Origin of the sequence: Neorhizobium sp. IRS_2294 (assembly GCF_050500145.1) — a bacterium.
GTDB classification, from domain to species: Bacteria; Pseudomonadota; Alphaproteobacteria; order Rhizobiales; family Rhizobiaceae; genus Neorhizobium; species Neorhizobium soli.
The window spans coordinates 1012050-1033139 of sequence record NZ_CP191439.1 but is presented as its reverse complement, the minus strand read 5'-3'; the positions used below and the strand labels follow the sequence as shown (position 1 = coordinate 1033139).

At 63.9% G+C, this 21090-nt stretch carries 26 protein-coding genes; 5 read left to right on the top strand and 21 right to left on the bottom strand.

Annotation, left to right across the window (positions count from 1 at the left end; all coding sequences use genetic code 11):
• Window positions 1-301 precede the first annotated feature (301 nt).
• The 4 genes from ACQY1K_RS04945 to ACQY1K_RS04930 are packed head-to-tail and all read right to left on the bottom strand — an operon-like array spanning window position 302 to window position 2735.
• The gene (locus ACQY1K_RS04945) at window positions 302-745 is read right to left on the bottom strand and encodes an NlpC/P60 family protein (protein WP_430258447.1); all 444 of its coding nucleotides are present in this window, start codon (window positions 743-745) and stop codon (window positions 302-304) included.
• The gene (locus tag ACQY1K_RS04940) at window positions 742-1617 is read right to left on the bottom strand and encodes a DUF2163 domain-containing protein (RefSeq protein WP_430258446.1); all 876 of its coding nucleotides are present in this window, start codon (window positions 1615-1617) and stop codon (window positions 742-744) included. The genes ACQY1K_RS04945 and ACQY1K_RS04940 overlap by 4 nt, the downstream gene beginning before the upstream one ends.
• Window positions 1614-2252, bottom strand: a complete 639-nt coding sequence (locus ACQY1K_RS04935) for a phage distal tail protein, Rcc01695 family (protein ID WP_430256326.1) — start codon at window positions 2250-2252, stop codon at window positions 1614-1616. Before ACQY1K_RS04935 ends, ACQY1K_RS04940 begins: the two co-directional genes overlap by 4 nt.
• Before the next feature lie 9 nt (window positions 2253-2261).
• The gene (locus tag ACQY1K_RS04930; RefSeq protein WP_174196049.1) at window positions 2262-2735 is read right to left on the bottom strand and encodes a phage tail tape measure protein; all 474 of its coding nucleotides are present in this window, start codon (window positions 2733-2735) and stop codon (window positions 2262-2264) included.
• A gap of 169 nt (window positions 2736-2904) precedes the next feature.
• On the opposite strand from ACQY1K_RS04930, the gene ACQY1K_RS04925 reads away from it, so the two are divergent.
• A complete protein-coding gene (locus ACQY1K_RS04925; RefSeq protein WP_174195870.1) occupies window positions 2905-3675 on the top strand; it encodes a hypothetical protein in 771 nt (256 codons plus the stop codon).
• A 13-nt stretch (window positions 3676-3688) separates the two neighbouring features.
• On the opposite strand, the gene ACQY1K_RS04920 is transcribed toward ACQY1K_RS04925, so the two are convergent.
• From ACQY1K_RS04920 to ACQY1K_RS04910, 3 genes are read right to left on the bottom strand one after another with little or no spacing between them, the layout of a single operon-like run.
• Window positions 3689-3904: a rcc01693 family protein gene (locus ACQY1K_RS04920; RefSeq protein WP_430258445.1), complete on the bottom strand. Its 216-nt coding sequence runs from the start codon at window positions 3902-3904 to the stop codon at window positions 3689-3691.
• Complete coding sequence (locus tag ACQY1K_RS04915) at window positions 3904-4254, bottom strand: gene transfer agent family protein (RefSeq protein ID WP_062579697.1); 351 nt, start codon at window positions 4252-4254, stop codon at window positions 3904-3906. The genes ACQY1K_RS04920 and ACQY1K_RS04915 overlap by 1 nt, the downstream gene beginning before the upstream one ends.
• Before the next feature lie 20 nt (window positions 4255-4274).
• Window positions 4275-4682, bottom strand: coding sequence for a phage major tail protein, TP901-1 family (locus ACQY1K_RS04910; RefSeq protein WP_430258444.1), 408 nt, complete (start codon window positions 4680-4682; stop codon window positions 4275-4277).
• A gap of 83 nt (window positions 4683-4765) precedes the next feature.
• Here ACQY1K_RS04910 and ACQY1K_RS04905 point away from each other — a divergent pair, with 83 nt between their 5' ends.
• The gene (locus ACQY1K_RS04905) at window positions 4766-6019 is read left to right on the top strand and encodes an MFS transporter (RefSeq protein ID WP_430258443.1); all 1254 of its coding nucleotides are present in this window, start codon (window positions 4766-4768) and stop codon (window positions 6017-6019) included.
• On the opposite strand, the gene ACQY1K_RS04900 is transcribed toward ACQY1K_RS04905, so the two are convergent.
• The 10 genes from ACQY1K_RS04900 to ACQY1K_RS04855 all read right to left on the bottom strand — a co-directional run bounded on the left by ACQY1K_RS04900 (window position 5998) and on the right by ACQY1K_RS04855 (window position 12389).
• A complete protein-coding gene (locus ACQY1K_RS04900; protein ID WP_430258442.1) occupies window positions 5998-6399 on the bottom strand; it encodes a DUF3168 domain-containing protein in 402 nt (133 codons plus the stop codon). The genes ACQY1K_RS04905 and ACQY1K_RS04900 overlap by 22 nt on opposite strands.
• The gene (locus ACQY1K_RS04895) at window positions 6396-6728 is read right to left on the bottom strand and encodes a phage head closure protein (RefSeq protein WP_430258441.1); all 333 of its coding nucleotides are present in this window, start codon (window positions 6726-6728) and stop codon (window positions 6396-6398) included. Before ACQY1K_RS04895 ends, ACQY1K_RS04900 begins: the two co-directional genes overlap by 4 nt.
• A complete protein-coding gene (locus ACQY1K_RS04890; protein WP_430258440.1) occupies window positions 6728-7297 on the bottom strand; it encodes a head-tail connector protein in 570 nt (189 codons plus the stop codon). The genes ACQY1K_RS04895 and ACQY1K_RS04890 overlap by 1 nt, the downstream gene beginning before the upstream one ends.
• A 119-nt stretch (window positions 7298-7416) precedes the next feature.
• Window positions 7417-8703 (bottom strand): phage major capsid protein, encoded by a 1287-nt coding sequence (locus tag ACQY1K_RS04885; protein ID WP_430258917.1) that lies wholly within the window; start codon window positions 8701-8703, stop codon window positions 7417-7419.
• Between the two features lie 19 nt (window positions 8704-8722).
• On the bottom strand, window positions 8723-9316 hold the full coding sequence (locus ACQY1K_RS04880) for an HK97 family phage prohead protease (protein ID WP_062453453.1): 594 nt from the start codon (window positions 9314-9316) through the stop codon (window positions 8723-8725).
• Window positions 9317-9393: 77 nt separating this feature from the next.
• On the bottom strand, window positions 9394-9720 hold the full coding sequence (locus tag ACQY1K_RS04875) for a DUF6107 family protein (RefSeq protein ID WP_062453454.1): 327 nt from the start codon (window positions 9718-9720) through the stop codon (window positions 9394-9396).
• Window positions 9721-9899: 179 nt separating this feature from the next.
• On the bottom strand, window positions 9900-10208 hold the full coding sequence (locus ACQY1K_RS04870; RefSeq protein ID WP_113111204.1) for a type II toxin-antitoxin system RelE/ParE family toxin: 309 nt from the start codon (window positions 10206-10208) through the stop codon (window positions 9900-9902).
• Complete coding sequence (locus ACQY1K_RS04865; protein ID WP_174195863.1) at window positions 10208-10483, bottom strand: CopG family ribbon-helix-helix protein; 276 nt, start codon at window positions 10481-10483, stop codon at window positions 10208-10210. The genes ACQY1K_RS04870 and ACQY1K_RS04865 overlap by 1 nt, the downstream gene beginning before the upstream one ends.
• A 60-nt stretch (window positions 10484-10543) precedes the next feature.
• Window positions 10544-11713: a phage portal protein gene (locus ACQY1K_RS04860; RefSeq protein ID WP_430258439.1), complete on the bottom strand. Its 1170-nt coding sequence runs from the start codon at window positions 11711-11713 to the stop codon at window positions 10544-10546.
• Between the two features lie 46 nt (window positions 11714-11759).
• Window positions 11760-12389, bottom strand: coding sequence for a hypothetical protein (locus ACQY1K_RS04855; RefSeq protein ID WP_430258438.1), 630 nt, complete (start codon window positions 12387-12389; stop codon window positions 11760-11762).
• Window positions 12390-12486: 97 nt separating this feature from the next.
• Here ACQY1K_RS04855 and ACQY1K_RS04850 point away from each other — a divergent pair, with 97 nt between their 5' ends.
• A complete protein-coding gene (locus tag ACQY1K_RS04850; protein WP_062453459.1) occupies window positions 12487-12687 on the top strand; it encodes a hypothetical protein in 201 nt (66 codons plus the stop codon).
• A gap of 109 nt (window positions 12688-12796) precedes the next feature.
• Here the strand turns inward: ACQY1K_RS04850 and ACQY1K_RS04845 are convergent, their stop codons facing one another.
• The 4 genes from ACQY1K_RS04845 to ACQY1K_RS04830 form a co-directional block, all read right to left on the bottom strand.
• Window positions 12797-14134 (bottom strand): DNA-packaging protein, encoded by a 1338-nt coding sequence (locus ACQY1K_RS04845; RefSeq protein WP_430258437.1) that lies wholly within the window; start codon window positions 14132-14134, stop codon window positions 12797-12799.
• A gap of 88 nt (window positions 14135-14222) precedes the next feature.
• The gene (locus tag ACQY1K_RS04840; protein WP_430258436.1) at window positions 14223-14861 is read right to left on the bottom strand and encodes a hypothetical protein; all 639 of its coding nucleotides are present in this window, start codon (window positions 14859-14861) and stop codon (window positions 14223-14225) included.
• A gap of 248 nt (window positions 14862-15109) precedes the next feature.
• Window positions 15110-16570, bottom strand: a complete 1461-nt coding sequence (locus tag ACQY1K_RS04835) for a protein adenylyltransferase SelO (RefSeq protein WP_430258435.1) — start codon at window positions 16568-16570, stop codon at window positions 15110-15112.
• A 107-nt stretch (window positions 16571-16677) separates the two neighbouring features.
• Complete coding sequence (locus ACQY1K_RS04830) at window positions 16678-18075, bottom strand: MFS transporter (RefSeq protein WP_430258434.1); 1398 nt, start codon at window positions 18073-18075, stop codon at window positions 16678-16680.
• 181 nt (window positions 18076-18256) lie between these two features.
• Between ACQY1K_RS04830 and ACQY1K_RS04825 the strand changes: the two genes are divergently transcribed.
• Window positions 18257-18886, top strand: coding sequence for an outer membrane protein (locus ACQY1K_RS04825; RefSeq protein WP_062453463.1), 630 nt, complete (start codon window positions 18257-18259; stop codon window positions 18884-18886).
• A 271-nt stretch (window positions 18887-19157) separates the two neighbouring features.
• The gene (locus tag ACQY1K_RS04820) at window positions 19158-21077 is read left to right on the top strand and encodes a diguanylate cyclase (protein ID WP_430258433.1); all 1920 of its coding nucleotides are present in this window, start codon (window positions 19158-19160) and stop codon (window positions 21075-21077) included.
• Window positions 21078-21090 lie beyond the last annotated feature (13 nt).

The window sequence follows — 21090 nt, the reverse complement described above, 5'->3', positions numbered from 1 at the left end:
ACCTAGATACCCGCTAAAATTGTGATAACGTATCGGCGTTTGGAAGCAGAATGCAGCACGCGCCGCGCCAGCCGGCGCATTGGCGGAGATGGGCTCCGCCAGCTCAGGCGGGGAGCCTTGTTTCCAACCATGGAGGTGATGTCATGAGGCTTTGGCCAATTGGCATGACGCTTATCGTGAGGGTGACCCGGACGGGCTGGTCAATGACCGTCCGGATCAATTTCACAAAATAAGCAAACCGATGGGTGGGGTGACAGCCCCATCCATCACTCCATGACCATACGCGGATCCTCGCCAACTTTCAACTATCCCTTGCCGTCGGAAACCGGTGCACGGCGGCGATTTTGCGCCGCCAGCAGGGCACCAGAACCGAGCGTGTCACCGCCACCTGCTCGTAGGCATGAATGAAATGAGACGGCCCGACGAAGATGCCCGCATGCTTCACCATCGTGTCCGGTCGCCAGCGAAACAGCAGCAGATCGCCGGGTTGCATCTGCCCGAGGTGATGTGCCGGGCCAAACAGCCGGATGCCAGCCTCCGCCATCCGGTCCTCGCCGCCCCGTTCCGCCCAATCGGGCGCATAGGGCGCCACCGGTTCCGGCTCTTCGCCATAAAGCTCCCGCCAGATGCCGCGGATCAGGCCGATGCAATCGCAGCCGATGCCGCGCGTTGCGCCCTGATGCCGATAGGGCGTGCCGATCCAGCTCTGCGCCATCGCAACGATCCGCTCTCCGGCGGCGCTCATTCGAACAGCGCTCCGCCGTCATGCAGCCGCTCGCCATCCACATAGGAATAGGCGAAATCCGAGCCCGGAACATGCGGAAAGCCGCGGAAATTGAGAATGTTCGCAAACCGCCCCCGGCACGTCGAAACCGTCTTGTCGCAACCGGCCGTCAGCGTCACCGCCTGCCCGGGAACGACCGCCTGCTCCAGCGGCAACCAGAATGTCAGCCCCGCCTTGCCGTCGGCGCGTCGCTCGTGAACCTCGATATCCACCTGCGCCCCGCCCGCAAATTGTGCGACGCCACGGCCGAAAAATCCTTCCGCAAAACCGGACAGACCCGACACGACGATGCGGCTTTTATCGATCACCGCATCCACCACGCCATTCCCGCGCCAGGCCGAGAGGTCGACCCGGCAGCTGTTATCACCAAGGCTCGCCTCGCAGCGCCTGCCATAGACACGGCCCTGCGGCTGGCCCAGCCGATGCGCAAGGCTGCGCAGCTCTGCCTTGAAGGCGCCGCCCGATCTGGAAACTTCGCCGATCTCGCGAATGTTCAGCAGCATATGCTGAGCCGGATCCGCCCAGTTCACCACGAACAGCTCGACCCGCGCGCCGTCATAGCGCCCGCTTGCCAGATCCGCCTCGTCGATCGCAGCGCTGGAGAGGCCGCCTTCCACCTCTTCCGCGCTGGCCGCCATGCCGAGCGCCTGTTCCGCCTCGCTTGCCGCAAACCCGCTTGCCGCCAGAAATGTCGTGCCGTCGAAGACCAGGTCGCGGTCATGCTCGGTAAACCCCAGAACCACCGCGTCGCGTCGCGTCACCCGCCAGCCGTAGCAGATCGTGGTCGCCTCGCCCGCAAGATGGCCCGCCAGACCCGCCGGGATCGCCCTCATGCCAGCACCTCCGTCAATGGAATGGCCGGGATCCGCCCGGCGTCGAAATGCGCCAGATTGATCTCGATCCGGTCCGTATCGAAGCGCACGGCCACGTCGAATTCGAACCCGGCCCGCACGATCTGGCCGGCCGTAGGCACCTGCCCTGCCGCAAAGGTCACGATGCCGGCCGTCGTATCGACGATGAAGGACGTCGCTGCCTTCGCCACGCCGCCGACCGACACGACCACCGTTCCCGCCACCGGCTTGGTGATCCGTCGCTCCCAGCCGCCGGCCGCATCCGCATAGGTTTTCGTCAGCGAGAACGCGGAGGTCGCCCCATCGCCGACCCCGATCTGCTGGTCGCTCGCCGAGATCGCCTGGCCCGGACCGCAGGATTTCCAGTCGACCGGATCGCGAAACCGAAAACCGTAGAGCTGGCCGCCGCGTGCCTCGAAGAACTCCAGAACCGCATAGAGATCGGCAACCGATTTCACCCCGGATCCAGCCTCATAGCTTCGCCGCGAATCGCGCCAGCGCTGGTTGCGGGCCTCCCGTCCATTGGACAGATTGACGATATCGGTCCGCCGCATAGGCCCGCCGGAGGCGCCAAGCGCCACCCGCAGGGGAAAGCGCACTTCATGAAATCCGCTCATCGCTGCTCCTCACAATCCTCTGTTTCCGCGCGAAACGCTGCGTGCCAGCATGGCCGAAATCTGGCCCTCGCTTTTGCGGAAGCTTGCCGCATCGGTCGCCGTCACGTTGAACACCACCTGCGCTCCCCCGCCGCCGCCAGCTGACGCCACACCGAGCGCCCCGTCCGCGCCGCGCCGAAGCGGCAGGATCGCCTCGGCACCCGCCTCGCCCATCAGCCCGGTGCCGCCGCCCATCGAAAAGAAAGTCGGCGCCCGCACGACACCGCCATCGGCAAACGGCGTCACCGAACCGATCAGCCCGCTCACTGCATTGCCGAGCAGGCTTTCGAGCGGCTTCAGCCCTGCCGATAGCGAAATATCCGCCAGCCGGTTGCCGAGCCCCTTCAGCACGTCGTCCAACCCCTTGCCCCCGGTCGTCGCCGTGCTCAGTGCACTGGTCAAAGCCCGGCCGAACCGGTCCGAACGCGCCTCAAGATCCGCCATCACGCCGGACAAGGCTTCAGCCCCCGTCACGGCCGCACCAAACGTCTCGTCATCTGGATCCACAGCCTCAGCTCCCGTTCAAATTTCGCCGACCAGCCACCTTGCGGCGGGCAGGAACAATGCTAGATTGCAATTAATACTATTTGCACCTTAAGATGGAGGAGGCCGAATGCTGATTGATCGAACATGGTTCCGCAAAAATCTCGGATGGATCATTCTGTTTCTAGCTGTCTTACCGGCTGCAGCCTGGGTCATGGTTTACGGCAGCATCCACCTCCCGGTACTCACTTTCGCCCTGTGCGAGCAGACCAGATGCACCGCTCAGGACTGGGCAAGCGCGACCAGCGGTTGGGCAGCTCTGGTGGCTGCCATCATCGGAACCTTTCTGGCACATGGCCAGCTTTCGCAACAGCGCCGGCAGACTGCCTTCATGCTGGGCGATGCGCCTCCGACGATCGAGCGCGTCGTCATGCGTGACGACCAACAGTATGACTGGATCAGAGTCATCAACTGGAACAGACGAAACTTCAACATCGTCGAGGTGCAGGCGACGGTCGGGTTTCGCAACATGCCGATGGGCAGCGTGAAATTCGTTCGCAAGAACGGGGATGGCTCCATCAGGGAGCTCACACCCAGCGTCGAAGCGGGCAAACTGCAGTATTTCGTTGCCATCCCTGGCTGGATAGATCGTCAGACAACGCCCGGCGCGGTCGAGTTCCGATGCGCCTTCGATCTCAAGTCGGCTCCGCGCGCCCTGGCGAGAAAGCGCGGAAACTACATCACCTTCAAGGTAGCGATCTTCTCCGGCGAGGATCTGACCGAAAGAACCCTGAAGATCAGGCTACCTGCCGGGACGGTCGTGAACTACGTCGATCAAAGTATTGATCCAGTCAACGATCAAGGACTGCACCCGGTCGCCTCGGTTGGTCACATGTCATGAGGCGCGGGGCGAACTAGCCATCCGGAAAAGCCCGCATCAGCGTCTCCAGCCCGGCTCGCTCGATCGACGTTGTGCGTTTGATCAGACCACCGGTTGCAGCAAACAGCTCTCTTGGCGTCAGCGCCCAGAATTGCGGTGCGGAAAGCCGCAGCAGGCAGAGACCGGCATGCATCGCCGCGTCCCATGGAAAAGGCTCAAACTCCTGCGCCTTCCCGCCCGCTGCGGCCATCAGGGGTTTGCCGGTGACGGTCCCTCATCCGTGCCGAAGGCAGCACTCAGCAACTCGCCGACGATCCGCGCGCAGGAGAGGATCCCGCCATCGACGCTCATCGCCGCCGCCTCGTCGTCGGTAATCAGGTTGCCGCCGCCGCGCAGGCCCGCCCCGATGATGCGGATCATGTCGGCTGCCTTCATCCGCCCGGAGGAAAACCGCCCGGCGAGCTCCGTCAGATCGCTCGCCGCAAATGCCGTTTCCAGTTCCGCCAGCGCGCCCAGCGTCAGACACAGGATCCGCCGCTCACCGTCCATTTCGGCCTCCACCTCGCCGCGCCGGCGGTTGGCCCGTCCATGCATGCCCATGAAATCCCCCTTTCATGCTCCTACAATGCTGTGAAACTCACGACGCCGGCGGATTCGAGTGCAATCTCGAACCGCACCTCGCCATTGTGCTCGCCGGAATATTCGAGCGCCGTCACCTGGAACGCCCCCGTGAGCGTCGCGAAACTGGGGATGATGATCTGCCAGGAGAGGATCGTGCCGCCAAAGAATATGCTGCGCACCAGCGCGTCGCTTGTGCCGTCCTTGAAGATGCCCGAACCGCTCAGCGATGCCCGCTGCACCCCCGCTCCGCCCAGCAGTTCGCGCCAACGCCCAGTGCTTTCGGCATCGGTAATGTCGACCGTTTCGGCGTTGAAGGCGATCCGCCTGGAGCGCAGTCCCGCCACGGTCAGAAACGTCCCGCTATTGTCCACCTTCAGGAGAAGGTCCTTGCCCTTCTGTGCCGCCATGTCCCGATCCTTTTCCAACCGCTTTCAAGTATTGATGCTTTCGGCGTCGCCGCCGACCTGCTACAGCCGCGGGATAGATTTCCTTGCCCGCTTCCCATCGCGATATCGCATTGACCAAGTCCCCCCTCCGGTCCGCCCGGACCATTGGCGTTCTCGCCATCACGCAACTCATCGGCTGGGGCACCACGTTCGAAAGCCTCGGCGTTCTCGGTCGCTCGATCGCGCCCGATCTCGGCCTTGCCAACGAAATGGTGTTTGCCGGACTGTCGGTGATGATGCTCGCCAGCGCGTTTTGTGGTCCGCTCGTGGGACGGCTGCTCGGGCGCCATGGGGCAGCAAAGGTTCTGGCTGCCGGTTCCGTATTCTTCTGCGTCGGGTTGCTCGTGCTGTCGCTTGCGAACGGCCTGCCGCTTTATGCGGTCGCCTGGATCCTGCTCGGTGCCGGCGGCGCCTTTTGCCTGTCGGCACCGGCCTATGCGGCCGTGGTCGAGCGTGAAGGCACGAAGGGACGTCGCAGCATCACGATCCTGATGCTGTTCACTGGCCTCTCCGCCACCATCTTCTGGCCGCTTCTCAGTCTCGGCAACGATCTCATCGGCTGGCGCACCACCATGATGGTCTGCGCTTTCCTGCATCTGTTCGTCTGCGTGCCGCTCTATCTGTTTGCCCTGCCGAAGCCGATCGCCTGGGACACGGCAGATGCCGGCGTCGATGCGCCGCCGGTCGCCTTTACCGCCCGGCAAGGCAAGCTCGCCTTCCTTCTGGTCGCCACCGCCACCACCATTGCCTCCTTCGCATCCTACGGCGTGTCGCCGTCGCTGCTGGAACTGTTGCGGCAATCCGGTGCGACGCCTGAATTTGCCCTGCAGCTTGCCGCAGCGCGTGGCGTCATCGGCATTTCGGCGCGTGCCTTCGATATGCTGCTCGGCAAGCGCGGCAATCCGTTCATTACGGCAGTGACCGGCAATAGCTTCATGATCCTCGGCTTTCTCAGCCTCATCGTCCTGCCGTCGTCGACCGCAACGCTGTGGATCTTCATCGGGCTTTACGGCATCGGCTCGGCCGTCCTGCAGGTCGCAAAGGCGCTGCTGCCGCTTGCCCTGTTTTCGCCGCGCGACTACGGCCGCCAGGCCGCACGGCTGTCCATGCCGCAGAACCTTGCCAATGCGCTCGCCCCCGTCGTGTTCACAGCACTTCTCGACCGTTCGGGCGCGCTGACGGTTCTCGTCGTCACCGTCCTTCTGGCCGGCTCGGCCCTCACCGGCATCCTCTTCCTCATGCATCTCGTCCGGCAGAGTAACCGCATGGCGGCCTCTCACTCGGTCACCGCGCGATAACGCAGCTCGACCTGAAGATATCGCGTGTTCGGCTCCCGTCTGGTGCGCGATCCCGTCCGCAACAGGCTCACCAGCACAAACCCTTCCAGCGTCAATGCCGCATCGTGTAGCAGCGTGTCCACCCGGCTTGCGATCTCCTGCGCCTGCCGACGCCCCTCGGCCTGCGACCACACCGTGATGGTCAGGCTATGCGCCTCGCCCGGTTCCGTGCCGGTCGAATAGTCACGCGTCTCCCACTCTCCGAAGGCGATCGCCGGCAGCTTCGGCTTCGGCATCAGCCGGTCGTGCACACCGCCTTGACCGACCAGCGCCGTCAGTGCCGCGTCGCCGGTCAGCCGCGCATGGACCGCCTTCATCAGCGCATTGTTAGCGGATGTCATGGGGCCTGCTCCTCGCATTGGCAGACCAGATAGCGACCGGTCTCGTCAGGGTCGCGCACCAGTTTCAGCAGGAAGATGCGTGCGCCTTTGGTCAGCCTCTGCCCGACCGCGACATCGCTTCGAAACCTTATCCAGATCCGGTGACTGACCGTGCCCACCTCGGCGCTTGCCGCCTCCGTCACCACAAACGAAACCGGCTCGATCTTCGCCCAAACGGCCGCCACAGATTGCCAGGTCACGGTCGCCCCGCCCTGACCGTCGGACACGGCAACCGGCGCTTCCAGCTCTAGCCGGGCGGTCATCTGGCCCGGATCGAGGAACACCACCATCACAGCCTCCGCATGCGAAAGGCCGCGATCAGGCGCTCATAGCCATCGGGAATTCCCGCCGGCTGCTGGTCGGGCGACAGCACGCCGCGGAAGGCGAACATATGGCCGATATGGATCAACATCGCCCGCTTCAGCGTATCCGGCACATCGGTCCCGGCCTCGCCATAGCCGGCCGAAAAGTCGATCTCGATGCCGTTCATCACCTGGCCGGGATCGATCGTCGAGCGCAGCCACAGTCGCGCTGGTCGCCCCTTGCCGTCGAGCAGATGGTCTTCAAGCGACACATGAACCGCAGTGCCTGCAGCGTCGTAAACCGTAACAGTCTGAATCGCTTGCACCGGAGACTTGAGGATGCGGATCACGCCGTCGCCCGGCCGGCGGTCGAGATAGAGACGCCAGGTCTGCGCCATCAGGCAGAGGCCCGTCTCGCGCTCCAGATGCTCGCGTGCGGTGGAAATCAGCGATCCGATCAGCGCGTCCTCATCGGCGCCGTCAAGGCGCAGATGCGCCTTCGCCTCGGCAAGCGTCAGCGGTTCCGCCAAGGGCGGATTGGTCTGGGCATAGGTCATGGGGATCCTCGTCGAAGATGATATCCGGCCCTGCCCCACCCTCTCCCCGCCGCTGCGGGAAGACGGTGGGGATGGCCGGATGACGGGCAGTTCCGGCAAGCGTCAGTCCGCCTGGCCGATCAGCTCACGGCGAACCGCACCAGCTTGATCGCCTCGAAATTCTGCACCCCGCCGCCGACCCGCTTGGTGGTGTAGAACAGCACATAGGGTTTGGCAGAATACGGATCACGCAGGATGCGCACACCTGCCCGATCGACCACAAGATAGCCCGAGCGGAAGTCTCCGAAAGCCAGCGAGGTCGAGCTTGCGGCGATGTCGGGCATCTCCTCGGCTTCTGCGATCGGAAAGCCCATCAGCGAGGCGGCCTGGCCCGCACTTGCCGGCGGCCGCCACAGGTAGTTGCCGTCGACATCCTTGAACTTGCGGATATCGGCCTGCACCTTGCGGTTCATCATGAACGTACCGTTCTGACGGTGTCCGGCCTTGAGCGCGTAGATCACCTCGATCAGCGTGTCGGAGGGATTGGTCGCCTTCCAGCCGCCGGCAACACCGGTTGCGATATAGCCGAGACTGCCCCAGGCCCAGCTCGCATCGGCGACAGCCGTATAGGCGAGAAAACCCTTCGGCTTGTTTGTCCCGTCACCGCGCACGAAGGCATCGCCCTCCTGCTCGGCAAAGACGATATCCACCTCGCCGGCGATCCACGCCTCCATGTCCACAGCCGCATCGTCGAGCAGCGCCTGGGTCGCGGCCGGCATGGCGTAGAGTTCCATCGTCGGGAAGGCGAGTTCGGCCAGAAGCGGCGTATTGGTCTGCGGCCGCGCCGCCGTTTCCGCCACCCAGCCGGTGGTGAGACCCGTCGTCGAGAACGGCTTCTTCAGGACCGAGGTCGAGACGGTGCGCACGGTCGAGAGCGCTCGCATCGGCGACACGACAGACACGCGGCGGCCGATTTCCGTGTCGGTCTCCGGCGGCACGAGATAGCCGCCATCGGCGCCGACCCCGACGGAAAACGCCTTCGCCTCCAGCTCGCGCAGCCCCGAATCCTCGCCGCGACGGATATAGGCGTCGAACCCCGCCTTGTGCTCCATCGCTTCGGGCGAAAGCTCGGCACCCTGGCCGTAGCCACCGCGACCACCGAGCGGCGGTCGCGCCTTCTTCAGCGCCAGCTGGTCCAGCACCCGTTTCTGGTCGTCCATCGCCCGGTTGATGCGGTCCACCTTGTCGCGGGTCACCACATCGGCGGTCAGCTTCTGCTCGATCTCGCCGAGCCTTCGGTCATTGACGTCCTTGAAGGCCTCGAACGCCTCCATGAATTCGTCGAGCGCCGCCGTCACCGTCTCAGGTACGGCTTTCACTTCCGGCGCCACGGCGGCATTTCCAGTTACATGTCCCTGTCCCGTCATCATGTCCTGTCCTTCTCCATTAAGCCTTGTTCTGCCTGAACGACGATCTCCACATCATCTTCGCCGCCCGCCGCATCTGGCGAACGAGCTCCGTCTCGCGGTCGCGAAAGAAGCGCTGATGCTTGACGTCGGACACCCTTGCCGATGGCAGCATCGGAAAGGTCACGACGGAGATTTCCCAAAGATCCGCCTCGAGAATGCGCCGCACCCCCGTCTTGGCGTCGGTGCGGGCCCGCACCGTTCGAAACCCGATCGAGAGCCCGTCGAGCGCACCTGATTTCATCAGCGCCAGCACCTCCCGCGATCGCGCCACGCCCGGCGAAAGCACGCCCTCGACGAACAGCCCGCGACCATCCTCGCGGATCGTCTTCCAGGCGCCGATCGGCTCATTCGGGTCGTGCTGGTACAGCATGCGCACCCCTGGCGCGCCGCGTTCGACAAGCGAGGAGAGAAATGCCCCCCGTTCGATCCGGTCGCGACCGAGATCGACCTCACCGAACACGCTGGCATAACCGGAAAACGTGCCGTCGCCGGCAATGCCGGCCAGTTCCAGATTGGCGAATTTGCGCACATTCGGGCGCATGGGCGGGCATTGCCCGCGGTCAGCGTGCATCGGGATCTCCTGCAATGTCATTGAACCTGTCGAACCCATCCGCCCGCGGGCGGCAGGGGTTCGTCGTCGGGAGCGCCTTACTCCCTGCGGCGCCCGTATCGCTCGGCTAAGCGCGACAGCGCGCCCAGCACCCACCAGGCCGAAAGGCTGGCGGCAGCCGATCCCGCCAGCAAGGTCTCCGGCTCGGGAAGTTCACCGCTGATCCCCAGCCGTGCCATCAGCCAAAGCCCGGCCGGCCCGCCGAAGATCAGCCCGCAGGCCACCCCGGTCAAAAACCGGCTCGCGGCCTCGTGCCCGCTTTTCGGCAGGAGATAGACCAGCGAAACGCCCGCACCAGCCACCGCACCTGCGGTCCGCGCAGCCCACACGCCAAGCGTTCCCGGATCATGCCCTAGGTCAGCCATCGTTAAACTTTCTGGGTTATGTTGAGAGTGTCAGCCGGAAAGCGGATCTCCATCCGCAACCGCCAAGGCCTCGCGCATCTTCACGCGCCACATGAAGCCGGCCGCTTTTTATCAACCCCCTGAATCGCTTGAGAGACAGCGTTGACGAGTTGAGTCAGGGGGGTGAGAAGTTGAGTCTCTCAGTTTCCGTCGTCTGCCGGTGCGTCCGCTAAAAGATCGGGCGGCAGCTGACGGCCGTGTCGAATGTGGGAAACGGAGACGATCCCCTTCTCCATCCTGTAGTCGATGACATACTCGCCGGACACGAAACGGCGCCGGCCTTCCAGCGCCTCAATCGGGCTCCCGGCTTGCGGATAGTCCAGCAAGAGCCGCATCGATCCCCGCAACTGCCGCAGCACCGCTTCGGCGGCGCGCGGATTGAAACGCTCCAGATACCGCTGCTCGCTTCTCAGAAAGAGCGCCGCATCCTTGGAGAGCCTGATCCGCATCAGGCGGCGTCGCTCTTCTTCTCGTCGAGCACCTCCGCGAAGAACTCCTCCGCATCGACGAATTCGCCGCGCGCAATTTGTTCCTCGCCCTTGCGGATCTGCAGGATGTCATTCCCCTCCGCCATCAGATAATATTTCAGCGCCCGGACGATGACCCAGCTTCTGCTGCGATCCGATGTCTCGGCGATCTTCTCGATGTCGTCGAGAATATCCTGCGGCACGCGCAACGTGATCGGGTCCGAGAGAGCGGGCTTTTCGGATTTGGCGTCTGCCATGACGATCTCCATCTGTAATACACCGTATTACAAATTACACCTTGCGCCGCGATCGCGCAATCACGCCGAATAGCCGACCGCCTCGCGCTTTTCGTCCTCCGTCAGGAAGCCTGCAGCGCCGATCCGCGCCCACAGCGCCTCACGCTCGGCCGAGAGACCTGCCACCCGGTCGAGATCCGGTTCCAGCCGCAACCCCTCCCCGAAAGCGTCCGAAAGCCAGGCGGAAAAGCTTGCGGCGGTGCGGGCAATCAGCGGCAGCACGGTCAGGCGGTAGAAGGCGCGGTTGGCCTCCTGGTAGTTGGCATAGGTATTATCGCCGGGAATGCCGATCAGCATCGGCGGCACGCCGAGCGCCAGCGCGATATCGCGGGCAGCACCGTTCTTTGCCTCGATGAAATCCATGTCCTTCGGCGAAAGCCCCATCGCCTTCCAGTCCAGCCCGCCTTCCAGAAGCAGCGGCCGGCCGGCATTGACGGCGCCCGAATAGCCCGCCTCCAGTTCGTCCTTCAGCCGCTGATACTGATCCGCGGAAAGATTGCCGCCGTCCTTCGGCTGGTAGACCAGCGCGCCCGAAGGCCGGGCGGAATTGTCGAGCAGCGCCTTGTTCCAGCCCGCCGCCGCATTGGAAAGATCGAGCGCCGCCCCTGCTGCCACCAGCGGCGACAGGCCGCTATGGTCGTCGAGCGGGTGAAACAGCTTCAGATGCAGCAGCCCCGGCCCGTCGCGATCGACGGCAAGCCGCCGCGTCACCTGCCCGGCGCGATAATCATAGGCCGCAATCCAGCCGTCGCGTCCCTCGACGACGCTCACCCGGTCCGGCCGCAGCAAATACAGTTCCCGCAGGTCTCCGCCAAGCGCCAGCGGCTCCACATAGGCATTGCCGGACAACAGCAGATGCCCGTAGAGCGCCTCGAAGAAGTCCGGCCCGCTCTGGCGCCCGTTCGGACGTGCCAGAAGCGCCAGGGCCGGATGATCGGCTGCCTCGCTCGTCCCCCGATAGGCAAGCCACGGCACGGCGGCGGCAGCCTCCGCCACCATCCGCATGGCCCGATAGGCGATCGGGTTCTTCATGAACCCGGCCTTTGCCAGCGCCGCATAGGACCGCCCGGACCAGTGCGCCGCGCCATCGCCCGAAACAATCGCAAAGCCCGACGATAGCCCCGACGCTGCCTTGGTTTCCTGAGGCGGCGCGCTGCGGGAAAGCCCACGAAGCCGGAATGGAAATCTCATCGTCTCATCCTTCACTCGATCCGGGATCAATTCGCTTTGAAGACGTTCAGGCCGCCATCGCCGCATCGTCCCGCAGCGCTGCCGCGAACGCTTTCGCGTACCCCGCCACCCGCGCCGCCCGGTCATTGCCATTGATGATTTTTCGCGCCCCGACCCAGTCCGATTTCCCAGGGCCGAAATAATCGCCGAGCTTGCGGCCGGTGAAACTGCCGGACCGCATGCCCTCGATCAGGATTTTCACCGCCACATCCATCTCCATGGCGCGATGAGGTGCCGCGATGAGATCGATGCCGGTCAGCGCCGACATTTTCTGGTAGTTGCGCCTGTGGGTCAGCTGCACGAGCCCGCGCCCCAGCCAGGTGCGGCCATCGGCATCGTAACGCCAGTACGGCGTCTTCACCGTGCGCAGCCGGCCGGCGCTGTAAGCGCTTTCCAGCCGCACCACCGCAAGCTGATCGGTCTTGGCCAGCGTTTCGCGCACCGGCTGCATCGTCGCTGCCGTCTCGTGAAATGCGGTCGCCAGCGCATAGGCAAGCGCCGCGGGGCCTTCGATGGGGTTGCGCGCCTCCCATGCCTCCAAAACAGCAGCCAACCCGGCCACCTGACCACTTGCCAACCGCCCGCTGAACGGGTTCCTGCGCACGTGATCGAAGAAAAAACTGCGCTCGTATCCCATGTTAATCCTACCCCTTTACCGCGTTCGAAGGTTTCAATCGGTTTAGAAAAAACTAAATCGTTTTAGTCTGTTAGTGACGATTTACTTCGGAGTAAGGATGTGGAACCAATCCAACCATGCGACGTTCATAGGGGCGCACCACCATGATGGTGCAGCGCACAATCCGGAGATCATGATGATGCAGCAGACCGCCCAGACAGCCGCCACGAAATCGGTGCCGCAGCACGTCCTCGAGCGCATGGAATCCGAATGGAAGCAGATGCGCGACAGCGCTCCGGCTGTGCCGGCCAAAAGCTGAATTGCAACTGTTGGCAGTAGCCAACTGTCAGATATAGAACGCTTGAGCGGCCCTGTCCGGGCCGCTTTTCGTTGCGCGATCCACCAGAAGCGCCACACCGGGCCTAGGCTCAAATCCCCCTGACGCGCGGCTCGCCCTGGCCGTCCAAAACAAGCGCCGTCAGCGCCCAGACCAGCGCATCCAGCCGGTCCGGCGAGCGTCCCGATGACAGTCCGTTGGGACCGAAATCGCACATCTGGTCCTCCAGCTCCGCAAACCGTCCCGCATGCACCACCCGTCCCTGCTCGTAGAGGGCTGCGACCGGTTCTGCGCGGGTAAACTTTCCGCGGGATGCATGCACCACCGTTACCGGCAGGTTGGCGTCGATGCTTTTCAGCATCGCCGGCACCATGTCGCCGCCCTGGTTGCCCTCGGCCACGACGCGGTCGGCCGAAAACCGCGCATAGGCCTTCACCACGGCCTTCGCCCAGCCGCCCGGCGTATGGCCGGTCACCGAACAGTCGGCCAGCACCACCGCCCTACCAGGCGAACCTTCGCTTGCCTCGACACCCGCCACGACGATGCCGCAGCAGGAGTTCTCGCCGGATCCCGAGGGCGGATCCACCGCCACCACGATGCGCCGCAGAACCCCGGTAAAGCGCGTCACGCAGGCCTCGAGGTCGGTGCGCTTCCACAGCGCGTCGTCGCGATCCTCGATCAGCTCGCCGCCAAGTTCCTGACGACCAAGTCTCGTCCCGCCATAGCGTCGCTCCAGCGCCGCGATAAAGCCCGGTGCCAGATTGCCGGCGTTACCGGCTGTGGAGATCTTGATCAGCCGCGTGCCGGGGTCGGCAATCAGTTGCTTCAGCACCGGCACCGGTCGCGGCGTGGTCGTCACCAGTTGGCGCGGATCGAGTCCCAGCCGCAGGCCGAACTGCAGCATGTCGAACGTTTCCTGCGCATGCTTCCATTTGCCGATCTCGTCGCACCAGGCGTAATGAAACTGCGGCCCTCGCAGGGCTTCCGGATCCTCGGAGGAAAAGATCTGCGCCACCGTGCCGTTCGGCCAGACCAGCCGTTTGCGTGAAATCTCGAATTCGGGCCAGTGCCGTGCCGCAATCCGGCAGATGCCGGACACACCGTCCACCATCACCTCGCGGGCATCGCCCAGCGTTTCCGCCACGAGCGCGATGCGAAGATCGGACCGCTCTCCAGCCGCACACGCCAGCGCATGCACCCATTCGGCGCCCGCCCGCGTCTTGCCGGATCCGCGCCCGCCCATGATCAGCCACGTCCGCCAGTCGCCCTCTGGCGGCCTCTGTCCGGGAAGCGCCGTAAACGCCCAATCCCGGTCGAGACCGGCCACAAACCCGTCAAACGCGTTCTCTCCCGGACCAGGCGCGTCAAATCTCTCCGCCGGCACCGAGTCCGGAGCGCGGGTCACGCCCATCGCACCGGCCAAAACCATTCCGGCCTCCAGATCCCGTGCACTCTTCTCCCTGACATCAGCGATGCCAGACATGCCCGCCCTGAATGACGCGGATGCCTTTACCGCCTCACCCGTGATCTTCTCTGCGGCCCGCCGCATCTTGCGCTGGCTGGGTTCCTCTCGCTGGAAGCCTTTGCGCCACCCATCCCGGTGGGCCATCGCGTTTCCAGGCTTCGAAATACCCAAAGGCTGTTTCATTGGCGCGATCCTCGATCATCCGGACGAAGCGGGCCTTCGCCTCTTCGTATCCGCCGGCATCGGCCAGCCTGTCGGCCTCCACCTGCCGGTCGCGGGACAGCTGACGCTGCAGCGCATCGACCTTTTCCAGCGTGCGCACGATCAGGCTCATCGCATCGGTCGCCGCCTTCACATCGGCCCGCGCCAGTTTTTGCGCCGCCTCGTTGCCGTCAGCTGACATCGCGTCGTCGGCCTCGCTGGACAACAGCCCGGACGCCGCTTCCCGCATCGTCCGGAACGTGGCGAACTGCTGGCGCATCTCCGCCGTCATCTCGTTCAAAAGCTGCCGCAGTTCATCAGCGGGCTTCAGCTCGGTTTCCGAAGACTTGATCTCCAGCAGAACGTTTCGAACCGTCTCTTCCAGTTCGGCATCCTGCGTCACGTCGTCATCCGCGTCGTAAAGCGGTTCGTCCGTCCACAGGCCGAACAGGTCTGGATCAAAACCGGCGAGAGTATCGGAACGGTTCATGGCAGATCTCCACAGCCGAAAACCCGCCGCGCCGGCTTGCCGTCGCACGTTCGGTTTCGATATCGATGTCCTGGAAAAAAAGAGGGCCCGGAGGTCAATCCGAGCCCTGACTGGAAGCCCTGCGGCGGTCGGGGCGTGAAGCCTCTATCGACGCAACTCTTCGACTATGCCTAAACACTACCCGACAACCGTCACGCCGTCAAGGATTAAATTCCTATCTCGAAAATTTTACCGGAGCCGCTTCTCCCTCACGTCCCGCAGAAGGTGCGCGCAACCTTCTGTTCCGCCGTCGGCGCAATCGCGTAGTCGGCAAATTCCGGCCGCTCTTCGAACGGTTTTTCGAGCGCCTCCACCAGCTTTTCAAAGAAGCTGAAATCACCGTAATTGGCAGCCGCGATTGCTTCCTCGATCCGGTGGTTGCGGGCGATCAGCCACGGATTGACGCCGCGCATCTCTGTTGCCACGTCCGCCGGGCTGCGGCCTTCCTCGGCCAGGCGCTCGTTCCATTTCGGCAACCATTCCCGCAGCTTGGATGGATCCGCGAAACAGGCGAGCAGGTCGTCGTCGTGTCCTTCCGCGGCGTTGCAGAGCGCTCGGAACGTCCGCGTGAAATCCGCTTCGTTTTCCTCCATCGCAGAAAGCAGTCCCTGCACGAGATCGCCATCACCGTCGCGCGCGGTGACCAGACCGAGCTTTGCGCGGAACACCTCGATCCAGTGCGCCTGGAACGTGTCGCCGAATGCCTTCAGGACAGAATTGGCAGCTTCCACCGCCTTTTCTTCGTCGGCATCGATCAGCGGCACCAGCGCCTCGGCAAGCCGTGCGATGTTCCACTGGCCGATGCCCGGCTGGTTGCGATAGGCGTAGCGTCCCTGCCGATCAATCGAGGAAAACACCTTCATCGGGTTGTATTCGTCGAGAAAGGCGCAAGGACCGAAATCGATCGTCTCGCCTGAAATCGTCATGTTGTCGGTGTTCATCACACCATGGATGAAACCGACGCCGAGCCAGCGGGCAATCAGCTCCGCCTGCCGGTCCGCCACGGCCTGCAACAGCGCCAGATACGGGTTCTGCGCCCCCATCAGGTCAGGGTAATGCCGCTCGATCACGTAGTTCGCCAGCGTCCGCACGCCCTCGGTATCGCCGCGGGCGGCAAAGAACTGGAACGTGCCCACTCGCACATGGCTTGCCGCGACCCGCACGAACACTGCGCCCTGCTGCTCCTGCTCGCGCTGAACGAGCTCACCGGTCGAAACCGCCGCCAGGGCCCGCGTCGCCGGTATGCCCAGCGCATGCATGGCCTCGGACACGACATATTCGCGGATGACCGGCCCAAGCGCTGCCCGCCCGTCACCACGGCGCGAAAACGGCGTCGGCCCCGCGCCCTTCCACTGGATGTCGCGGCGCTGTCCGGCACGGTCCATGACCTCGCCGATCAGGATCGCCCGCCCATCGCCGAGCTGCGGTACAAAATTGCCGAACTGGTGCCCAGCATAGGCCATGGCGAGAGGCGATGCCCCCTGCGGCACGACATTGCCGGAAAGCACGGATGCCAGACGATCAGGATCCGAAAGATCCGCCTCGACGCCCAGTTCCGCTGCCAGCTTCTGGTTGAACCTCAGAAGCTTCGGCCCCTCCACCGGCTCCGGGTAGACGGAAGCGAAGAACCGATCCGGCAGGCGGGCATAGGAATTGTCGAACTGGAACACGGGATCTCTCCTTCGGCCCTTTCAGGGGCTTGGTCTCGGGTATGTGCTTGAGTCTGGTCTGTGGCGTATCCCCAATATGGGGTCTCGCGCCTGCGGAACAAGCAAGATCAGCCCTTATTGCCCGCCTTCAACCGCACCCCGAACCCGAGCAGAAACGTCACCAGCGCCGCGGCTGCGGACGTCCCGTAAAGCCAGTAGGCGACCTGCCCGGGATCGCCTTGCGACAACTGCCGTGTCAGCCCGGTCGCTGCCGCGATCATGCCGGCAAGCGCCGATCCGACGGCGTAGCCGGCCGTCGACATGGTCGGCAAAAGCGCGCTAGCCCGGTCACGCTCCTCGTCGCCGGCGGCCTCCATCGAGGCCTGGTTGATCGCCGCCCACGACAGACCGAAACCGGTGCCGATCGCCATCTGGCTCAGGACCACGAGCAGGATCTCCCGGACGTCGATCGATATCGCGATCATCAGGAAGCCCGCGAGCTGGAACAGCGGCCCGGCCCGCATCGCAAAGTGTCGTCCTTTTAGAGACTTGATCCGGCTGGAGGCCATCGCGACCGCGCTCCAGGTCAGCGCCATCGCCACCACGATATAGCCGACCGCCGCCGATCCGATGCCCCACACGTCGCGGATGATCAGAGCCAGATAGGTGGCACCAGAGGCATGGCCCGCCGACATCAGGAACAGCATCCAGAACCCGTGGCCAAGCACCGATCCCAGCCTGAAAGCGCCAGCCGGAAACAACCGCGGCCCGAGCTTTCCATCCGTCGTCACGGTCAGCGCCAGCGCCAGTGATCCCAGCACCAGACAGGCGACCTGCCAGCCGATCACCCCCGTTGCGGACGACAGTGCGAAAATGAAGGACGCAGTCACGCAGAGCGCCACGGCCAGAGGCGCAAACGCGGCCTTTGCCGCGCTGCCGGTCTCGGGCGTCGTCAACAGCGTGAAAAGACCAAGCAGGATGAGAAACGGCGTCACCGCCAGAAACGCGGCATGCCACGAAAACGCCTCTGCGAGCAGCCCCCCGATCAGCGGCCCGAGCAGAGCCGCGACCGCCCAGACGGTTGCCTCCACCGCAAATACCTTCGCCGTCACCGCGGACGAGAAATTGGCCGGGATGAGGCTGTAGCAGATTGCCACGATCAGACCGTCGGCAATCCCCTGCAACAGTCTGCCCGCAACGATAAAGAAAAAGCTCGGCGCCAGAACCGCCATCAGACCGCCCAGCGAAAACAGCGCCATGGACCAGAACAAGCTGGATTTCACACCCAACCGATCGCGGAGATAGGCAGCACTGGTGCCGCCGGCGATCGAACCTATGAAATAGAGGCTGTAGACCCAGCTGAACCAGTCGCGCCCGCCAAGTTCGGCGGCGGCCAGCGGCATGGCGGCAACAATCGCGAACTGGTTGAAGGCATGCAACCCGATCCCGGCGGAAATCAGCCCCAGCATCAGGCCGTTCCGGCCGGACAAAAGCGTTTTCCATCCGGTGTCTGTTCTTGTCAGCACGGCATGCTCCCCGGTTTATCCGCAAGGCTTTCCCGACCGCAGCAGTGGCGGCGCAAAGTCCCCCGGTCAACGGTCAAGGATCGATTTTGGCGCGCGTGACATTTTAGCTACAGCTTTCCAAGCCGAACGCACTACATTGATCCTCATAACAAGCAGTCGTTGAAAACACGGAGAAATCATCATGAGGAACACACTCGTTCTCGCCGCAGCTCTTGCAGCCGGCCTCTCGTCCGCAGCTCTCGCCGCCGATGCGGTTGAGACCATTCCGAGCGCGCCAGTCGCCTACGAAACCGCTCCGGCATTTTCCTGGTCCGGTCCTTACCTCGGTATCCACGGCGGATACGGCTGGGGCGATGCTGATATCGAAGGCGCTGGTTCCCAGAACTTCGACGGCGCCCGCATGGGTGGCTTCGTCGGCTACAACTGGCAGTTCTCCAACGGTTTCGTTGCCGGTGTTGAAGGCGACGTCAACTACGACTGGAACAACGACGATGTCGCCGCTGGCGTCGATGCCGAAAGCGGCTTCTCCGGTTCGGCCCGTGCGCGTCTCGGTTACGCCATGGACCGCACCCTGATCTACGCAGCAGGCGGCTGGACAGCCACCAACGTTGAAGTCGACACGCCGGTTGGCGACGACGACGACACGCTGCACGGCTGGACCATCGGCGCTGGCGTCGATCACGCCTTCACCGACAACCTGTTCGGCCGCGTCGAGTATCGCTACAACGACTACGGCAACGGCAACCTCGCCGGCGCTGATGTCGACTTCAACCAGCACGTCGTGCAGGTTGGCCTCGGCGTGAAGTTCTGATCGCGTCAAGCATCTGATTGTATGAGGAGAAGGCTGCCGCTCGCGCGGTGGCCTTTTTCTTTGGAACTTGCTCTTCAGGGATTTCGACCACTGTCCCGGCCATCATCATCACGGCAGGATCAGGCTCCCGTTGCGAGAGGTTCGCTTAACTTTCCTGTATTAGACGGGACTTGTCGGCTCTTTGCCCGTGGTCCTGCCGATGACGTCGTGCGCGACGTGAATCAGCCGGGTTGCAGTTTCGTGTTTTGACTATTTTCGGAAGTTTCTGCGCATGCCGTTTTCCCCATCGTCTCGCGGGGCAGACCCCGAGAACCGCAAAGGGCTAGGCCGCCGCACCAGACACGGCCTTGGCCCCGCTCTGGCGACGCCTGCGGCGGTATTGGGCTTCGGTGCGTTTCTGGCGCTTTTCGGCTGGGCGGAATATTCCAACTGGAAGACACAGGTCGCACGGGTCGAAGCGGCACTGGAACAGACGGCCGAAGCAATTACCCAGCATGCCGACGACGTGGTGGAAATGTCGCGGCTGCCGCTCGCAAGCCTGATCTCCAAGATCGAGGAGAAAGACGGCGAGGCCGATCTCGCCCAGGCGATCGACGCGCTGATGAAGCGCCAGCTCAGTGCGTCGCCCACTCTCGATACGCTCTCCTATCTCAATGCCGATGGCCAGATGGTTGCGACCTCGTCAGCAACACGCCCCGCCGGGGTCTCCTACCAGGACCGCGACTATTTCAAATTCCACAAGGCCAGCCCCTTCCCGCTCCCTGTCCTCGGAAAGCCCATCCTCAGCCGGCTGACCCAGACCTGGGTCCTGCCGATCTCGCAGAAGGTGATTTTACCGGACGGCACCTTCGGCGGGGTTGTGGTCTCCACCATCAAGGTCAACCATTTCGTTAATTTCTTCAGCCGCTACGATATCGGGTCCGATGCCTCTTTCCTGCTCGTTCGCGGAGATGGCGTGGTTCTCGCCCGCGCGCCGATGGCCGACAGCATTCTCGGTCAGGACATGTCCAAGAGCGATCTGTTTGCCCATGTCCGCCAGACCCGCGTCGGCGCCTTTCATTACCAGTCACCGATCGACCAGACGGCGCGGGCGGGTGGCTTTCACCAGAGCCAGCTGACCGGCCTGGTGGCGCTCGCGGCCGCATCGGAATGGCAGGTGCTGATCTCCTGGGCGTCGACCGCGAGGACGCGCTGGATCTATGCGGCGATCCTTCTCATCGCGGCCGGGTTCGCCACGGTCTACTGGCGCCGCCAGATGCAGTTGCGCCAGGAGCGGGAAGCGCTGGTCGCCGCGCGCGAGGCGGAGTTCCGCCTGCTCGCAGAATCCTCCAGCGACCTCATCACCCGGTTCGATGAACACGGCATCCGCGAATATGTCTCGCCCTCCTCGATCGGCATCCTCGGGCTCGAGCCAGAGGACCTGATCGGCCGCAGCATCTTTGCCGGCATGGCCGAAGATACCGAATTCCTGGTGCGCCAGGCAACGGAGCGTCTCGGCAGCGGGCCTGGTCATGAGAAATTCCTGATCCGCCACGTCAAGCCCGACGGCGAGGAAGTATGGCTGGAAACGGCGATGAGCCGTCTGCCGGCTTCGCATCCGGCCCAGGCGCCGCGGGTGGTTGCGATTACCCGCGATGTCAGCCGCCACAAGCGCGCACAGGACGAGCTCGATCTTCTTGCCAATACCGACGACCTGACACGGCTTGCCAACCGGCGTTTCTTCAACGCCCGGTTCGAGGCGATGGTCACTGCGGCGAACCGTTCGATGACGCCGCTGTCGCTGCTGATGATCGACGCCGACCGTTTCAAGCTTTTCAACGACACCTATGGCCACGCGGCCGGCGACGAATGCCTGCGCGCGATCGCACAGGTGGTACGGTCAACCGTCATCCGCCCCGGCGATGTCTGCGCCCGCTATGGCGGCGAGGAAGTGGCGGTGCTGCTCGCCGCAACCGACGCGAAGGCCGCGCATGCCATCGCCGAAAGCATCCGCGTGGGCGTCGAAGAGATCGGCCTGGAACACGGCAGAAACCCACCCTCCAACCGCGCCACGATCAGCGTCGGCCTCGCCACGCTCACCCCCGGCCAGGACCTCGTGACAACCTCGCAAGCCCTCTTCAAGCGCGCCGACGAAGCCCTCTACAACGCCAAGGCTGCAGGCCGAAACCGGGTGGAGACGGCGGGGAGCTAAGCCCCGCCCAATC

What these genes read in the sequence shown, in the direction of transcription:
- ACQY1K_RS04935 (WP_430256326.1), bottom strand. Translation starts at nt 2,252, where the DNA reads ATGAGCGGATTTCATGAAGTGCGCTTTCCCCTGCGGGTGGCGCTTGGC.
- ACQY1K_RS04945 (WP_430258447.1), bottom strand. Translation starts at nt 745, where the DNA reads ATGAGCGCCGCCGGAGAGCGGATCGTTGCGATGGCGCAGAGCTGGATC.
- ACQY1K_RS04900 (WP_430258442.1), bottom strand. Translation starts at nt 6,399, where the DNA reads ATGACATCCGCTAACAATGCGCTGATGAAGGCGGTCCATGCGCGGCTG.
- ACQY1K_RS04855 (WP_430258438.1), bottom strand. Translation starts at nt 12,389, where the DNA reads ATGGGATACGAGCGCAGTTTTTTCTTCGATCACGTGCGCAGGAACCCG.
- ACQY1K_RS04885 (WP_430258917.1), bottom strand. Translation starts at nt 8,703, where the DNA reads ATGACGGGACAGGGACATGTAACTGGAAATGCCGCCGTGGCGCCGGAA.
- ACQY1K_RS04930 (WP_174196049.1), bottom strand. Translation starts at nt 2,735, where the DNA reads ATGGCGGATCTTGAGGCGCGTTCGGACCGGTTCGGCCGGGCTTTGACC.
- ACQY1K_RS04880 (WP_062453453.1), bottom strand. Translation starts at nt 9,316, where the DNA reads ATGCACGCTGACCGCGGGCAATGCCCGCCCATGCGCCCGAATGTGCGC.
- ACQY1K_RS04825 (WP_062453463.1), top strand. Translation starts at nt 18,257, where the DNA reads ATGAGGAACACACTCGTTCTCGCCGCAGCTCTTGCAGCCGGCCTCTCG.
- ACQY1K_RS04845 (WP_430258437.1), bottom strand. Translation starts at nt 14,134, where the DNA reads ATGGTTTTGGCCGGTGCGATGGGCGTGACCCGCGCTCCGGACTCGGTG.
- ACQY1K_RS04820 (WP_430258433.1), top strand. Translation starts at nt 19,158, where the DNA reads ATGCCGTTTTCCCCATCGTCTCGCGGGGCAGACCCCGAGAACCGCAAA.
- ACQY1K_RS04875 (WP_062453454.1), bottom strand. Translation starts at nt 9,720, where the DNA reads ATGGCTGACCTAGGGCATGATCCGGGAACGCTTGGCGTGTGGGCTGCG.
- ACQY1K_RS04870 (WP_113111204.1), bottom strand. Translation starts at nt 10,208, where the DNA reads ATGCGGATCAGGCTCTCCAAGGATGCGGCGCTCTTTCTGAGAAGCGAG.
- ACQY1K_RS04940 (WP_430258446.1), bottom strand. Translation starts at nt 1,617, where the DNA reads ATGAGGGCGATCCCGGCGGGTCTGGCGGGCCATCTTGCGGGCGAGGCG.
- ACQY1K_RS04915 (WP_062579697.1), bottom strand. Translation starts at nt 4,254, where the DNA reads ATGGGCATGCATGGACGGGCCAACCGCCGGCGCGGCGAGGTGGAGGCC.
- ACQY1K_RS04890 (WP_430258440.1), bottom strand. Translation starts at nt 7,297, where the DNA reads ATGACCTATGCCCAGACCAATCCGCCCTTGGCGGAACCGCTGACGCTT.
- ACQY1K_RS04920 (WP_430258445.1), bottom strand. Translation starts at nt 3,904, where the DNA reads ATGGCCGCAGCGGGCGGGAAGGCGCAGGAGTTTGAGCCTTTTCCATGG.
- ACQY1K_RS04860 (WP_430258439.1), bottom strand. Translation starts at nt 11,713, where the DNA reads ATGAGATTTCCATTCCGGCTTCGTGGGCTTTCCCGCAGCGCGCCGCCT.
- ACQY1K_RS04840 (WP_430258436.1), bottom strand. Translation starts at nt 14,861, where the DNA reads ATGAACCGTTCCGATACTCTCGCCGGTTTTGATCCAGACCTGTTCGGC.
- ACQY1K_RS04850 (WP_062453459.1), top strand. Translation starts at nt 12,487, where the DNA reads ATGTGGAACCAATCCAACCATGCGACGTTCATAGGGGCGCACCACCAT.
- ACQY1K_RS04925 (WP_174195870.1), top strand. Translation starts at nt 2,905, where the DNA reads ATGCTGATTGATCGAACATGGTTCCGCAAAAATCTCGGATGGATCATT.
- ACQY1K_RS04895 (WP_430258441.1), bottom strand. Translation starts at nt 6,728, where the DNA reads ATGGTGGTGTTCCTCGATCCGGGCCAGATGACCGCCCGGCTAGAGCTG.
- ACQY1K_RS04865 (WP_174195863.1), bottom strand. Translation starts at nt 10,483, where the DNA reads ATGGCAGACGCCAAATCCGAAAAGCCCGCTCTCTCGGACCCGATCACG.
- ACQY1K_RS04910 (WP_430258444.1), bottom strand. Translation starts at nt 4,682, where the DNA reads ATGGCGGCACAGAAGGGCAAGGACCTTCTCCTGAAGGTGGACAATAGC.